The organism is Streptomyces sp. NPDC007164, assembly GCF_040634135.1.
GTDB classification, from domain to species: Bacteria; Actinomycetota; Actinomycetes; order Streptomycetales; family Streptomycetaceae; genus Streptomyces; species Streptomyces sanglieri.
In genome coordinates this window covers 21,973-36,032 of record NZ_JBEYFB010000022.1, presented here as the reverse complement: position 1 = coordinate 36,032, position 14,060 = coordinate 21,973, and the positions used below count along the sequence as shown (strand labels likewise).

The window sequence follows — 14,060 nt, the reverse complement described above, 5'->3', positions numbered from 1 at the left end:
ACGCCCGATGCGCCCTACTTGCCGTCGGCCTTGGCCGCCGCGTCGATCGCCGCGAGCGAGCGGCGCGCCTGATTCCGGTCGGTGGTGTACCAGAAGTCGGGCAGCGAGGCACGCAGATAGCTGCCGTACCGGGCATTGGCCAGGCGCGGATCGAGTACGGCGACCACACCCTTGTCGCCGGTGGCCCGGACCAGCCGGCCGGCCCCCTGCGCCATCAGCAACGCGGCATGCGTCGCCGCGACGGCCATGAACCCATTGCCGCCCGCCTCCTCGACCGCCTTCTGGCGCGCGCTCATCAGCGGATCGTCGGGGCGCGGGAACGGGATCCGGTCCATGATCACCAACTGGCAGCTGGCCCCCGGCACATCGACGCCCTGCCATAGCGACAGCGTGCCGAAGAGGCAGGTCTCGGGGTCGGCGGCGAAGTTCTTGATCAGCTCACCGAGCGTCTCCTCGCCCTGGAGCAGGATCGGCTTGTCCAGCCTGCCACGCAGCTCCTCCGCGGCGCCCTGGGCCGCCCGCATGGAGGAGAACAGCCCGAGGGTCCGCCCGCCCGCCGCCTCCACCAGCTCGGCGAGCTCGTCCAGCATGTCGGTGCGGGAACCCTCCCGCCCCGGCGTGGCCAGATGCCTGGCGACGTACAGGATGCCCTGCTTCGGATAGTCGAACGGCGAGCCGACGTCGAGCCCCTTCCACTGCGGAAGGTCGTCGCCCGCGGTGCCTTCGGGGGCGAGGCCGAGCGAGGCCCCCACCCCGTTGAAATCCCCGCCGAGCTTGAGCGTGGCGGAGGTCAGGACGACGGACCGCTCGGTGAAGAGCTTCTCGCGCAGCAGCCCGGAGACGGAGAGCGGCGCGACCCGCAGGGAGGCGCCGAAGCGGTCGTGGCGCTCGTACCAGACGACGTCGTACTCCGAGCCCTGGGTGATGCGCTCGGCGACACCGTGGATCGTCTCCACCGCCGCCAGGGCCTGCTTGCGGACGGCGTCCTCGTCCTGGACGGACTTGTCCCGGGTGTTGCCCAGGGCCGAGATCACGGTACGCGCGGCGTCGCGGAGCGCCAGCAGTGCGTAGCCGAGGTCCTCGGGGACCTCTTCCAGACGGCCGGGGAGCGCCAGCTCCATGACCCGCTCGAACCCCTCCGACGCGGTCTGCAGGGCGTCGGCGGCCTTCTCGTTGACCAGCTTCGCCGCTCGGCGCACCGCGCGGTTGACCTGGCCGGGGGTGAGCTCGCCGGTGGCCACCCCGGTGACCCTGGAGACCAGCTCATGGGCCTCGTCGACGATCAGCACCTCGTGCTGCGGGAGCACCGGCGCACCTTCGATGGCGTCGATGGCCAGCAGGGCGTGATTGGTGACGACGACATCGGCGAGCTTGGCCCGCTCCCGGGCGAGCTCGGCGAAGCACTCCGCGCCGTACGCGCACTTGCCGGCGCCCAGGCATTCGCGGGAGGAGACGGAGACCTGTGCCCAGGCACGGTCGGAGACCCCGGGAGTGAGGTCGTCGCGGTCGCCGGACTCGGTGTCGTCCGACCAGTCGCGCAGCCGCAGCAGGTCCTGGCCGAGCTTGCTCGACGGGGCGGCGGCCTCGAACTGGTCGAAGAGCCCTTCCTCCTCGTCCTGCGGCACCCCTTCGTGGAGCCGGTGCAGGCAGAGGTAGTTGGACCGCCCCTTGAGCATGGCGAAATCGGGGCGCCTGCGCAGCAGGGGATGCAGTGCGTCGACCGTCCGCGGAAGGTCGCGCTCCACGAGCTGGCGCTGGAGCGCCAGCGTCGCCGTGGCCACCACGACCCGCTCCCCGTGCGCCAGCGCGGGCACCAGATAGCCGAGGGACTTGCCCGTGCCGGTACCGGCCTGGACGAGCAGATGGGAATTGTCGTCGACGGCCTCTGCGACGGCCCCGGCCATGGCGGCCTGACCAGGTCGTTCCGTACCGCCGACGGCGGTCACGGCGGCGTGCAGGAGCTCGGGGAGGGATGGCTTCGTCATAGCCCGACCAGCGTACGGGGCGCCACTGACATCAGGGACACTCCCGGACACCGGCGGCGGGGTGGAGCGGGTTGGGAACGGTCCCGTGGACGGCCGCGTGCGGGCGCTGGGGGCGGTCCCGGTAGCCGTCGACGTGCAGGCGGTTGCGGTTCAGACAGAGGCGTTCGATGCGGGGTGTCAGCAGGTCGAACATCTCGAACCGCTCCTTGAGCTCGGGGAAGCGGGCGTGGTGGCGCAGGATCTCGGCCCGGACGAGTGACCAGAAATCGGCCTCCAGGACCCCCAGCTGTTCCTCGCAGAGCGGGGAGAGGAAGCGGAACACCCCGACGAAGAGTCCGGAGTGGATGAACTGGATGAGGAAGGAGGGTTCCTCGGTGAGCAGCGTCCGGCGTACGTCCTCGGGCATCGACTCGTGCTCCGGCAGCCGCCGGGCGCTGACGTTCACATCGTCGACGAAGTCCTTGATCGCCAGCCGCACCGGTACGTCGTGCTCGTCGAAGACCACGATGGCGTTCTCGCCGTGCGGGGAGAAGACCGTGCCGTACCGGTAGAGGAAGTGCAGCAGCGGCGGCAGCATCGCGGCGAAGAGGCGGGTCAGCCAGGTGGTGGGTGTCAGCCCGGACCGGGCGACGAGCTCGGCCGTGAAGGCGCGGCCCTGCGGGTCGGTGTGGAGCAGCGAGGCGAGCGTCCGGGCCCGCTCGCCGGGGGCGAGCCGGGGCTGGAGGGGTTCACGCCAGATCGCGCCGAGGATCTCCTTGAACTGGTACGGGGCCTCGGGAAGGTGGTCGTAGAGCGGGTGCTCGACGGTCACCGAGGCCACCTCGCCCAGCAGGATGACCCCGCAGGTGTCGCGCAGAAACGCGTCCTGGTCGCGCAGGCCGTGGACCCAGGCGGTGACGGCGGGGGCCGCGAGGGTGCGTTCGGTGGGCAGCCCGCGCCAGACCAGTGTGTTGAGGATCGACAGCGGCAGCTTGACGGTGTGCCGGTCCGGGCGGGCCACGTTGCTGAAGGTGCGGATGGACTGCTGGGCGAGCCTGAGGTCCGCGTCGGGGTGGAGCGGAACGATGTCACCGGCGGCGATCGCGGGGGCGAAGACCGGAACGATCCATTCGTCCCACTGCCAGGGATGCACGGGAAGGAAGAGGTAGCCGGCGGGATCGAGGCCGCGGGCACGGAGCACGGCGGCGAAGGAGTCGTGGACCGAGGGGTCGAGCTCCTGCGCGTACAGCCGCTCCGGGCCGGCCAGCGCGGCCACTCCGCGGTAGGCGGCGATCCTTGTGGAGACCGCGATCCACGGCAGCGTGAGGGGCTTGCGGGCCTCGGGGGTGTGGCGGGCGGCGTCGGCGGCGGAGAAACCGAGGCGGCCCTTGTTGGCGACGAGCCAGGGGTGGCCGGTCTGGTGGCCCTCCAGCTCGGCGTAGTCGAGGTCGGCCAGCCGGGCCGCGGGGAGCGCGGTGTGGTCGAGCCGGGCGTCGGCGGTGAGGGTGGTGGTGATCTCGCGGATCAGGTGCCCGAGGGTGGCGCCGTCGATGTCGAGGAGATGTCGGGCGCGGACGAGGAACTGGAGCGGATCGCGGAAGGGCACGGCTCCGGCGTCCGGCCCCGAATTCCGGCCCGGCTCGCCGTCCGGCGTCCCGGAGGCCCTCCCGGGCATCTCCAGAATCGAGTCGGGGGCGATGTGCCAACTCCCGTACACGCCCCGCCTGGCACTGAAGACGAGACATTTTCCGTCATCGAGTCCGAGGGTGTAGGTATCGTCCGGGCCGTTCTGAGCGACCGGCTCGACGACTTCCTCGTAGGCGAATTGACCGAGCATCTTCGCGAGCAGCCGGGCGGCGGCTCCGTCCCAGACCTCCCGGTTCAGTTCTGGCGTGCTGAGCAGCTCGGCGGACTCCGCTGAATCATGGCTCGCGGGATATTTCGGCACGGGGACTCCTCGGGGTGGAACCGATGGGGTTCGAGCGGGGTGAATTGGGCAGCAGTTCGTTCACAGTTGGGCACGGTGGATTCGGTCGCGGACCATCAGGGCAGCTCGTTTGTCGGGGAGTTCGAGTTCCGCAGAGAAGCGGAATCCGGCACTCAGAAAGGCTGAGACGGACGGGGTGTTACGCAGATCGGGCTCCGCGACAACACGCGCGCACCGGGGGCGGTTGTCGAGCACGAGGCCGGCGACGGCGCGCAGCAGAGTGGTCCCGACGCCTTGCCCGCGGTTGTGCACACCGCCGATGAGCAGGTGGATCCCGGTGTCCTGCGGACGGGCCGGGTAGTGACGTGCCAGCGGGTCGAGATCCGCGCGGTAGATCTCCCAGTAGCTCATGGGGACGCCCGCCAGCACGCCGAGGCAGGGGACGCTGCGTCCGTCGCCCTCCAGTTGGGGGCGCAGATGGGCGGCCGTGACGGCTTCGGGTCCGGCGAGCTCCCAGAAGGCCGCGACGGCGGGGTCGTTCATCCAGCGGGTCAGTACGGCGAGATCACGTTCGAGCCGTACGGGGACGAGCTGGAAGACTCCGGCCGGGGTGGTGACCGGTCGCCAGTCGGCCGGGTGGTCGAGCAGGTCGGAGGCGGCCGCCCTGCTCATGGCCGGCCGGGCCCGCGCCGCCGGGCCCGCGCCGCCCGGAACGGACGACGCGGGTGACGCGGGTGCGCCGGGCAGCGGGCGCCTCGCCTCGCCGGCCGGGGGGTCCTCCCCGAACAGCGCGAGGATTTCTTCGGAGAGCTCCAGGTCCAGGGTGTCCTCGGCACCTGTGTCGGACTGCGGGGCAGGACCGGTCCCGGCGTCGGTGTGCGCATCGGCGGGAGCCACGGTGTTGCTCTCCTCTCGGCGGTTCAGGCGGTAATCATGTCCCTTCAGGCACAAAGGGGGTTGGCAATGGTGACGTAGACGGACTGGGTGTCGACGGGACCGACCAGTTCGTCAAGGCCGTGCATCCGGGTCAGCAGATTGGCCTTGCACCGCAGGTGGGTCTTTTCCAGCAGGTGTGTGGGGAGCGGTGAACCCAGCGCCGCGGATGAGCGGAGGAATCGGCGGAAGGCCGCGATGAGTACGCGTTCGTCGGCGAGGTGCTGGGCGCCGAACGCTCCGATCAGGCCGAACACGTTGTTGATGCCCAGGTAGTAGGCGAAGCGTTCGTCGGTGACCTCGTCGGAGACGAAGGTGTCGCTGACCGATCCGATGCCGGCGAGCCGCTGTTCCAGCGCTGTGCGGTGGGACTCGCGGAAGTAGTAGCCCTGGTTGTCGCGGTACCGGCCGCCGACGGGCCAGCCCTCGGGGCCGAGCATCACCAGGGTGTTCTGCTGGTGCGCTTCGAGTGCCACGCCCGCGTGGGCGTCGAGCCAGAGCACGGGGCCCACGACGCGGTCCAGGTAGCGCAGGAACCACTCGGCGGCGACGGCGCCCACGGTCCGCCCGGTGGCGGCGGCCAGGGAGAGCACGATCTCGGCGAGTCGTGAGTGCATGCCCGCCCTGCCCGGCCAGGGGCGGGGGGCGGTCAGCGCCGCGATGCAGACCGCGTCGTCGTGCGGCCCGAACGGATTGTGGCGGAGCATCACATCGAGACCCTGGACGGGCGAGCCGTCCGGGCCGTCGACGGCCAGCCAGGCGGGGTCGCGGACGATGTCGAAGCCCGGACGGGCGGCGTGCCACTGGGTGGCGAGTCCGCTGCGGAGCAGCCGGTGGACCTCCACTCCGCGGTGGAGTTCCTTGCGGAGGTTCTCCCGGCGGGAGTTGGTGATGCGAACGCCGAGGGAGAGCTTGAGCATGACCTCGGCACCGGGCCGGTGCACGGTGCGTACGGACGAGGTGGGGTGCCAGCGTTCGCCGTGCGGTCCCAGGTCGTGGAGGAGTCCGGCGTCGAGCAGCGCGGCGACTTCGGGGCGGTGTACGAGTTCGCGGGCCTGCCAGGGGTGGAGCGGAATCGGTGCGGTGTTGTCGGGGAGGCGCAGCCCCCGGGCGTGCGCGGTGACCAGTTCCGTGGCCGGCACCGGACGGCCTCCGTCGGTCCAGGCGGAGTCGGTGGCCAGCACGGACCGGTCGACAGCCATCCAGTTCAGCGCGAAGGAGCCGTGCGACTCGGGAGAGTAGAGGCGCGATTCGGCGTCGGAGAGCCCCTCGCGGCTCTTGGGGGTGGGGTGTTGCGGGTGGCCGAGCAGCAGCGACTGCTCCGCGGTGAGGAAGAGGTCCGCTTCGGCCGGGGCGTGGGGTGCACGGCGCCGCTCGGCGATGAATCCGGCGGTACGGCGTACCGAGTCGGCGACCCGGGCCACCATGTCGGCCCCCTCGTCCCGGCCGGCCTCGCGGCCCAGCAGGGCGGCGACGGTGACGGCGTCGGCGGACGGTGCTCCTTCGGGCGCCCCCTCCAGGGCGGGTGGGCCGAAGCGGTGCCAGCCCGTGACCGACCAGTAGAGGACGGGAACGAGCAGGGCCGTGCCGCTGGCGGGGAGCGGGATGCGGAGTGTGGGCCCGTCCGGCCCGGCCAGGCCGGTCTCCCGAACCCAGCAGCGCAGCAGGTTCTCCGCGCCTGCCAGGTCGGCGGCCCGCAGTGGGTCCGGGTGGTCGAGCGGGTCGGCCGGCGCCCCGCCGGTGGCCCTGGACTTCGGGGTGCGGCGCTCGTCGTGCGGTGCCGTCATCTGGCGCGGCACGGCGGACTGCTCCAGGACGAGCGGGCCGGTGTGCCCGGTCTGCCCTCGCTGGTGGGTGGGGGGCGAGCCGTCGGCCTGGGGCGCGGGGGTGGAGTTCACGGCGGTCTTTCTTGTGAAGGTGTCCGGGGTCAGCGGATCGACCCGGTCGTGGTGCGGTGGTACGGCAGGCGCTCGGCGGCTGCCAGGGCGTCGGCGAGGCGGTCCACGACCGCTGTCGCCTGTTCGTCGGTGAGCGTGAGGGGAGGGAGCAGGCGGACGACGGTGGAGTGGCGTCCGCCGAGTTCGACGATGAGCCCGCGGCGCAGGCACTCCTGCTGGACGGCGAGGGCCAGGGCGGGGGCGGGCGGCGGCTCGGGGCTGTCACCGGACACGGCGGCCTCCGGGTCGACCAGCTCGACGCCGATCATCAGGCCGCGTCCGCGTACGTCACCGATGGTGGGGTGGTCGGTGGCGAGCGCCTGGAGGCGGGCGAGCATGCGGGCGCCGAGGGTCGCGGCGCGCTCGGCGAGGCGGTTCTCCCGTACGAAGGCGAGGGTGGCCGTGCCCGCTGCCATCGCGAGCTGGTTGCCCCGGAAGGTGCCGGCGTGGGCGCCCGGCTGCCAGGTGTCGAGTTCGGAGCGGTAGACGATCACGGCGAGCGGGAGGGAACCGCCGATGGCCTTGGAGAGCACCATCACGTCGGGCACGATCCCGCTGTGCTCGACCGCCCAGAAGGCGCCGGTGCGGCCGACGCCCGTCTGGACCTCGTCGGCGATCAGAGGGATGTCCCGGGCCTCGGAGATCTCGCGCATCCGGCGCATCCAGCCGTCGGGGGCGGGGTTCACGCCGCCCTCCCCCTGCACCGGTTCGAGGATCATCCCGGCCGGTGCCGGGGTGCCGCCCTTGGGATCGTCCAGGAGGTTCTCGGTCCACCGGGCGGCGATCTGCGCGCCGCGCTCGCCGCCGATACCGAAGGGGCAGCGGTAGTCGCGCGGGAAGGGCAGCCTGGTCACCCGTACGTCCTCGGCGCCGCCCGAGGCGGCGAGGGCCCCTTCCGTCATCCCGTGGTAGGCGCCGGTGAAGGCGAGGAGGCCGCTGCGGCCGGTCGCGCCGCGGACCAGCTTGAACGCCGCCTCGACCGCGTCCGTGCCCGCCGGTCCGCAGAACTGGATCCGGGCGTCGTCGGCGAACTGCCGAGGCAGGGTGGCGAACAGCTCCGTGGTGAAGGCGTCCTTGACCGGGGTGGCGAGGTCGAGCACATGCAGCGGCGCACCCGAGTCGATGACCTTCTTGATGGCCTCCAGGACGACCGGGTGGTTGTGTCCGAGCGCCAGGGTGCCGGCTCCGGAGAGACAGTCGAGGTATCGGCGCCCGTCGGCGCCCTCGATGGTCAGCCCCCGGGCCCGCACCGGCACGATCGGCAGTGAGCGCGCATAGGTCCGGGCGGCGGATTCGCGCAGCGACTGGCGGCGCAGGATCCCCTCGTGCACAGCCGGTGCTGCCACCGGGGCTGGTTCGGTCACGGCCACGGCTGTTGGTCCTCCTGCTGTAACGGTTGCGTTGCACATCGGTACGCCGGCGCACGGGCGGACTGCGGGGACGAACGCTGTTCCCGAGTCCCTTGCACGTACCAACGACGCCGGGCACGGCGGATCACGGGTAAATCGGAAGATCCTTGCGGACGCGGAACCACGGCCCTGCCGCTCGCCGTCCCCATCGGCACCGGCATAGTGGGGGGCCGCACAGGCCTCGGAAAGTCGTCCGAGGGTCAGCAGGGTGTTCGGAGCAGGTGGCTCGGAGCAGTACCGCAGTGCAGTACAGAAGTGTTGAGTTACGAAGTCCCAGGGGGATCACCACATGCGACTCATTCGACCGGCGCTCGCCGCACGTCAGGGGAGGGCACGTCGCCGGTCCTCGTCGGTGCTCGCCGTGGCCGCGGCCACCGCGGTGCTCGCGTTGACCGCCACCGCCTGCGGTCCCGAGGAGGACAACGCGAGTGACAAGCCGAGCGTTCCCGCCGGCCAGTCCTCGGACGGAAAGATCACCATCCCGGACGACCTGAAGGACCGGCTGAAGGAACACGGGATCGATCTCGACCAGTGGAAGGACGGCGAGTGGAAGAACTGGGACAAGGACAAGTGGCTGCGGGAGGCCAAGGACTTCGTCAACCCGATCATCGAGGACCTGTGGGACCCGGACCGGATGCGGGACGCGGACAAGTCGCCGGAGAAGCCGGTCGACAACGACATCTCGGGTGACGTCGGCGTGACGGACCCGACGCCCGCGCCGGTCCGCGCCGCAGGCGTCCGGACGCCGTACCACGCCAACGCCGCCGAGTCCGGGAAGCTGCTCTTCGACGGCCCCGAGGGCTCCATGGTCTGTTCCGCGACCGTGGTGAAGGACCCGGCACACCCCGGGAAGTCCAACCTGGTGTGGACCGCCGGGCACTGTGTGCACGCCGGCAAGAAGGGCGGCTGGTACCGCAACATCGCCTTCGTGCCGTCGTACAACAACCAGGGTCTGTCGCTGGCCGAGCTGAAGAAGGCGACCAAGCAGGAGATCGCCCCCTACGGCGTGTGGTGGGGCACTTGGGCGCAGACGTCGGACCAGTGGATCTCGCAGGGCTCCTCGACGGGCGGGCTGGGCGCGCCGTACGACTTCGCGGTGCTGCACGTGACGCCGGAGAAGGGTTCGACGGGCAAGTCCCTGGAGGAGACGGTCGGTTCCGCGCTGCCGGTCGAGTTCAACGCCCCGGCCGTGCCGAAGATCGCCGGCATGACGGCGACCGGCTTCCCGGCCGCTCCGCCGTACGACGGCCAGAAGGCGTTCCAGTGCACGGACAAGCCGGGCCGGCTCTCGCTGACCGCGCAGGACCCGACGATGTACCGCATCGGGTGCACGATGACCGGTGGGTCGTCCGGCGGCGGCTGGGTCGCGGACGGGCAGGACGGCAAGCCCGCGCTGGTCTCGAACACCTCCATCGGGCCGGTGACCGCGGGCTGGCTGGCCGGGCCGCGGTTCGGCAAGGAGGCCAAGGGCGTCTACGAGTCGGTCAGCAAGAAGTACGCGGGACAGTGATGACGGCCCGTCACCCGGCCCGGTTCCGGGAACGGTGACGGTGATGGCACATCAGGGGCCCCCGGCGCGGCAGTTGCGCGCCGGGGGCCGCTGTCCGTCGTGCGGCGCCGCCGGGCGGCCGCGCCTCCTGCGGGCCGTGCCGCCGTGGCAGGGACATGCTCCAAGCCGTCATAGGGTGGGCCCCTGCATCTTCGGTGGCCGCCGGTCCGGCCACCGAACCGCATGACACGTTCATGGCAATTTCGGAAATCTCAGGGGGAACCCTTTCCATGCGATCCATACGTCCGCTGCTCGCCGCGACCGGTCTGGTCGCCGCGCTCGCGCTGACGGCCACGGCCTGTGGCCCGAGCGAGGACAACGCGACCGGCAAGCCCGCCGCCGACTCCGCGGGTGGCCAGGACGCCGGCGGCTCCCTGCCCGACGGTCTGGCCGAGACGCTGAAGAAGCACGGTGTCGACCCGGAGAAGTGGAAGGACGGCGAGTGGAAGAACTGGGACAAGGACAAGTGGCTGCGTGAGGCCAAGGACTTCGTCAACCCGGTCATCGAGGGGCTGTGGAAGCCCGACCGGATGAAGTCGGCCAAGGACCCGGCCAAGACCATGGCGGCCGGCGACGTCTCCGGCGGTCAGGGCGTCAGCGACCCGGAGCCCGCCCCGGTGCGGGCCGAGCGTGAGAAGACGCCGTACCACGACTACGCGGCCCCCGTCGGCAAGGTTTTCTTCGACTCCCCCGAGGGCTCGATGGTCTGCTCGGGCACGGTCGTCAAGGACCCGGAGAACCCCGGCAGGTCCAACCTGGTGTGGACCGCCGGACACTGTGTGCACGCCGGTTCGAAGGGCGGCTGGTACCGCAACATCGTCTTCGTGCCCGCGTACAACGACCAGGGCAAGTCCGCCGCCGCGCTGGAGAACGCGCAGCCGCAGGAGATCGCCCCGTACGGCGCGTACTGGGCGGACTGGGCGACGACCTCGGGTGAATGGCTCGCCGACGGCGGCCCCACCGGGGGCGAGGGTGCCCCCTACGACTACGCGGTGCTGCACGTGAAGCCGGAGAAGGGCACCAAGTCCCTGGAGGAGACTGTGGGCAACGCCCTGGCGGTCGACTTCGACGCCCCCGAGATCTCGCGGATCGATGCCATGGGCGCCTGGGGATACCCTGCCGCTCCCCCGTACGACGGCCTGATCATGCACAAGTGCGTCGACCGCCCCGGGCGGCTCTCCATCAGCCCGAGCACTCCGGCGATGTACCGCATCGGCTGCAGCATGACCGGTGGGTCGTCCGGCGGCGGCTGGTTCCGCAAGGGCAGTGGCGGCAAGTCGGTGCTGGTCTCCAACACGTCCATCGGACCGGTGACTTCGGGCTGGCTGGCCGGCCCCCACCTGGGCCCGGGCGCCAAGGACGTCTTCACCACGATGAGCGAGAAGTTCGCCGGCCGCTGACGGCGGCCGTTACCCCGTGACAACCGAAGGCCCGCCCCTGGGTCTTGAGTTCTAGTGATCGTCGCAACACCCCAGCCCAGGGGATGCGATGGATTTCAAGATCCGGGACCGGTCCGTCATCCAGGGGCGCCGTCCCTTGTCCGAGGAACGGCGCCTCTACCTTCAGCTCATGCAGCAGGGTGTGAGCAGCAAAGAGGCGTGCCGGATCGTCGGCATCAATGAGAAGACCGGGCGGCGCTGGCGTAACGGCCGTGCCCCGTCCGGCGGGAGCACCGGGGCGCCACCGATCAACGCGGTGGCGCCCCCGCCCGGTCCCTCGCGGTATCTGCGTGAGAGCGACCGCATTCACATTGCCGACCGGCTGCGGGAGAAGGCAACGATCCGTGCGATCGCGGCTGAGCTGGGCCGCAGCCCGTCCACGGTCAGCCGGGAGATCCGCCGCAACCGGCATCCGGGCAACGGCCAGTACCGGCCGCACGCGGCCCAGGCCCGCGCCGATGCCCGCCGGCCCCGCCCCAAGCCGGGGAAGATCGGCCAGAACCCCGGGCTGCGGGACTTCGTCCAGAACCACCTGGACCTACGGTGGAGCCCTGAACAGATCTGCCAGGCTCTGCGGGCAGTTCCCCCAGCAGCCGGAGATGCACGTGGTCCACGAGACCGTCTACCAGGCCCTCTACGTCCAAGGCCGGGGCGAACTGCGCCGCGAGCTGGCCCGCGCCCTGCGCACCGGCCGCGCCCGGCGCAAGCCGCGTCGCCAGGCCCAGCAGCGCCAGCCGAGGTTCGCCACCCCGATGGTCATGATCAGCGAACGCCCCGCCGAAGCCGAGGACCGTGCCGTCCCCGGTCACTGGGAGGGCGACCTCATCATCGGCAAGGACGGGAAGTCGGCCATCGGCACACTGGTCGAACGCGCCACCCGCTACGTCATGCTCCTGCACCTGCCCGGCGACCACGGCGCCGAAAGCGTCCGGGACGCGCTGGTCACCACGGTCCAGACCCTGCCCGCCCACCTCCGCAGGTCCCTGACCTGGGACCAGGGAAGCGAGATGGGCAGCCACGGCTCCTTCACCATCGCCACCAACGTCCCGGTCTACTTCTGCGACCCGGCCAGCCCCTGGCAACGAGGCTCGAACGAAAACACCAACGGCCTCCTCCGCCAGTACTTCCCCAAGGGCACCGACCTCGCCGCCCACCCGCGCGAACACCTCGACGCGGTCGCTGCTGAACTGAACGGCCGCCCACGCAAAACGCTCGGCTGGGAAACCCCAGCCGAGCGCCTGCATAAACTACTCGCCGCCTGACCAAACCAACCACGTGTTGCGACGATCCCTAGAAACCGCCGGTCGGGGCGGGCCTTCGGGCGTTACGAGCCTTGTCGCGACGTGGTCAGTGCGCCACGGGGACGAACGAGGAGAGCTCGGCCGCCAGCTCCTCGTGCACCCGCGCCTTGAGCAGGGTGCCCTCCGACGTGTGCTCCTCGGAGATCACCTCGCCCTCGGCATGCACCCGGGAGACGACCCCGCCCTGGATGTACGGGACGAGCGCCTCGATCTCGACCGACGGCCTCGGCAGTTCGGTGTCGATGAGTGCGAGCAGCTCCTCGATACCGGCTCCGGTGCGCGCCGAGACGGCGATCGCGTGCTTCTCGATGCGCAGCAGTCGCTGGAGCACCAGCGGATCGGCCGCGTCCGCCTTGTTGACCACCACGATCTCGGGCACGTCCACCGCGCCGACTTCGCGGATCACCTCGCGCACCGCGGCGAGCTGCTCCTCCGGCACCGGATGGGAGCCGTCCACCACGTGCAGGATCAGGTCGGACTCGCCGACCTCCTCCATCGTGGAGCGGAACGCCTCGACGAGGTGGTGCGGCAGGTGCCGTACGAATCCGACGGTGTCGGCCAGGGTGTAGAGCCGGCCGCCCGGCGTCTCGGCCCGGCGCACGGTCGGGTCGAGGGTGGCGAACAGCGCGTTCTCCACCAGTACTCCCGCACCGGTCAGCCGGTTGAGCAGCGAGGACTTGCCCGCGTTGGTGTAGCCGGCGATGGCGACCGACGGCACCTTGTTGCGCTTGCGCTCCTGGCGCTTGATCTCGCGGCCCGTCTTCATCTCCGCGATCTCCCGGCGCATCTTCGCCATCTTCTCGCGGATCCGGCGCCGGTCCGTCTCGATCTTGGTCTCACCGGGACCACGGGTGGCCATGCCGCCACCGCCGCTGGAACCGCCGCCGCCCATCTGCCGGGAGAGCGACTGACCCCAGCCGCGCAGCCGCGGCAGCATGTACTGCATCTGAGCCAGCGAGACCTGCGCCTTGCCCTCACGGGACTTGGCGTGCTGGGCGAAGATGTCGAGGATCAGGGCGGTCCGGTCGACCACCTTGACCTTGACGACGTCTTCCAGGTGAATCAGCTGACCGGGGCTGAGCTCACCGTCGCAGACGACGGTGTCGGCCCCCGATTCGAGGACGATGTCGCGCAGCTCCAGCGCCTTGCCCGAACCGATGTAGGTGGCCGGGTCCGGCTTGTCGCGGCGCTGGAAGACGGCGTCGAGCACCTGGGCGCCCGCCGTCTCCGCCAGTGCGGCCAGCTCCGCGAGGGAGTTCTCCGCGTCACGCACGGTCCCCGAGGTCCAGACGCCGACCAGCACCACGCGCTCCAGGCGCAGCTGCCGGTACTCGACCTCGGTGACATCTTCGAGCTCGGTGGAGAGCCCGGCCACACGCCGCAGCGCGGCGCGCTCGGAGCGGTCGAACTGCTCGCCGTCCCGCTCTCCGTCGATCTCGTGGCTCCAGGCGACGTCCTCTTCCATCAGGGCGTCGGCCCGAAGGCTCTCGGTGAGGCTTTCGGTGACATTCTCCGTAGCGCTCTGCGCATCCTGCGCGTCCTGGGGAAGGGAAGAAGAGGAGGTCATTGGATCCTTACGTCGTTGGAAGTCTGCTACATCA

General features: G+C 70.9%; 8 protein-coding genes and 1 pseudogene. 3 read left to right on the top strand and 6 right to left on the bottom strand.

What is annotated here, in order from left to right:
- Positions 1-14: 14 nt before the first annotated feature.
- From ABZ622_RS25130 to ABZ622_RS25110, 5 genes are read right to left on the bottom strand one after another with little or no spacing between them, the layout of a single operon-like run.
- The gene (locus ABZ622_RS25130; RefSeq protein WP_360546739.1) at positions 15-1,985 is read right to left on the bottom strand and encodes an ATP-dependent DNA helicase; all 1,971 of its coding nucleotides are present in this window, start codon (positions 1,983-1,985) and stop codon (positions 15-17) included.
- Positions 1,986-2,016: 31 nt separating this feature from the next.
- Positions 2,017-3,912 carry an IucA/IucC family siderophore biosynthesis protein gene (locus ABZ622_RS25125; RefSeq protein ID WP_360546737.1) on the bottom strand — a complete coding sequence of 632 codons (1,896 nt, stop codon included), beginning with the start codon at positions 3,910-3,912 and terminating at the stop codon, positions 2,017-2,019.
- 60 nt (positions 3,913-3,972) lie between these two features.
- On the bottom strand, positions 3,973-4,788 hold the full coding sequence (locus ABZ622_RS25120) for a GNAT family N-acetyltransferase (protein ID WP_360546735.1): 816 nt from the start codon (positions 4,786-4,788) through the stop codon (positions 3,973-3,975).
- 44 nt (positions 4,789-4,832) lie between these two features.
- Complete coding sequence (locus ABZ622_RS25115) at positions 4,833-6,722, bottom strand: IucA/IucC family protein (protein ID WP_360546732.1); 1,890 nt, start codon at positions 6,720-6,722, stop codon at positions 4,833-4,835.
- A gap of 29 nt (positions 6,723-6,751) precedes the next feature.
- Positions 6,752-8,131: a diaminobutyrate--2-oxoglutarate transaminase family protein gene (locus ABZ622_RS25110; RefSeq protein ID WP_360546730.1), complete on the bottom strand. Its 1,380-nt coding sequence runs from the start codon at positions 8,129-8,131 to the stop codon at positions 6,752-6,754.
- A gap of 328 nt (positions 8,132-8,459) precedes the next feature.
- On the opposite strand from ABZ622_RS25110, the gene ABZ622_RS25105 reads away from it, so the two are divergent.
- From ABZ622_RS25105 to ABZ622_RS25095, 3 genes and pseudogenes are all read left to right on the top strand, one after another.
- A complete protein-coding gene (locus ABZ622_RS25105; protein WP_360546728.1) occupies positions 8,460-9,680 on the top strand; it encodes a hypothetical protein in 1,221 nt (406 codons plus the stop codon).
- Positions 9,681-9,949: 269 nt separating this feature from the next.
- On the top strand, positions 9,950-11,119 hold the full coding sequence (locus ABZ622_RS25100) for a hypothetical protein (RefSeq protein WP_360546726.1): 1,170 nt from the start codon (positions 9,950-9,952) through the stop codon (positions 11,117-11,119).
- Positions 11,120-11,176: 57 nt separating this feature from the next.
- Positions 11,177-12,420 (top strand): annotated as a pseudogene (locus ABZ622_RS25095) (IS30 family transposase).
- A gap of 85 nt (positions 12,421-12,505) precedes the next feature.
- Here the strand turns inward: ABZ622_RS25095 and hflX are convergent.
- On the bottom strand, positions 12,506-14,026 hold the full coding sequence (hflX, locus tag ABZ622_RS25090; protein WP_360546724.1) for a GTPase HflX: 1,521 nt from the start codon (positions 14,024-14,026) through the stop codon (positions 12,506-12,508).
- Positions 14,027-14,060 lie beyond the last annotated feature (34 nt).

Excerpts from the sequence above, each read along its gene's own strand:
- ABZ622_RS25130 (WP_360546739.1), bottom strand. The coding sequence starts at position 1,985 with ATGACGAAGCCATCCCTCCCCGAGCTCCTGCACGCCGCCGTGACCGCC.
- ABZ622_RS25105 (WP_360546728.1), top strand. The coding sequence starts at position 8,460 with ATGCGACTCATTCGACCGGCGCTCGCCGCACGTCAGGGGAGGGCACGT.
- ABZ622_RS25100 (WP_360546726.1), top strand. The coding sequence starts at position 9,950 with ATGCGATCCATACGTCCGCTGCTCGCCGCGACCGGTCTGGTCGCCGCG.
- hflX (WP_360546724.1), bottom strand. The coding sequence starts at position 14,026 with ATGACCTCCTCTTCTTCCCTTCCCCAGGACGCGCAGGATGCGCAGAGC.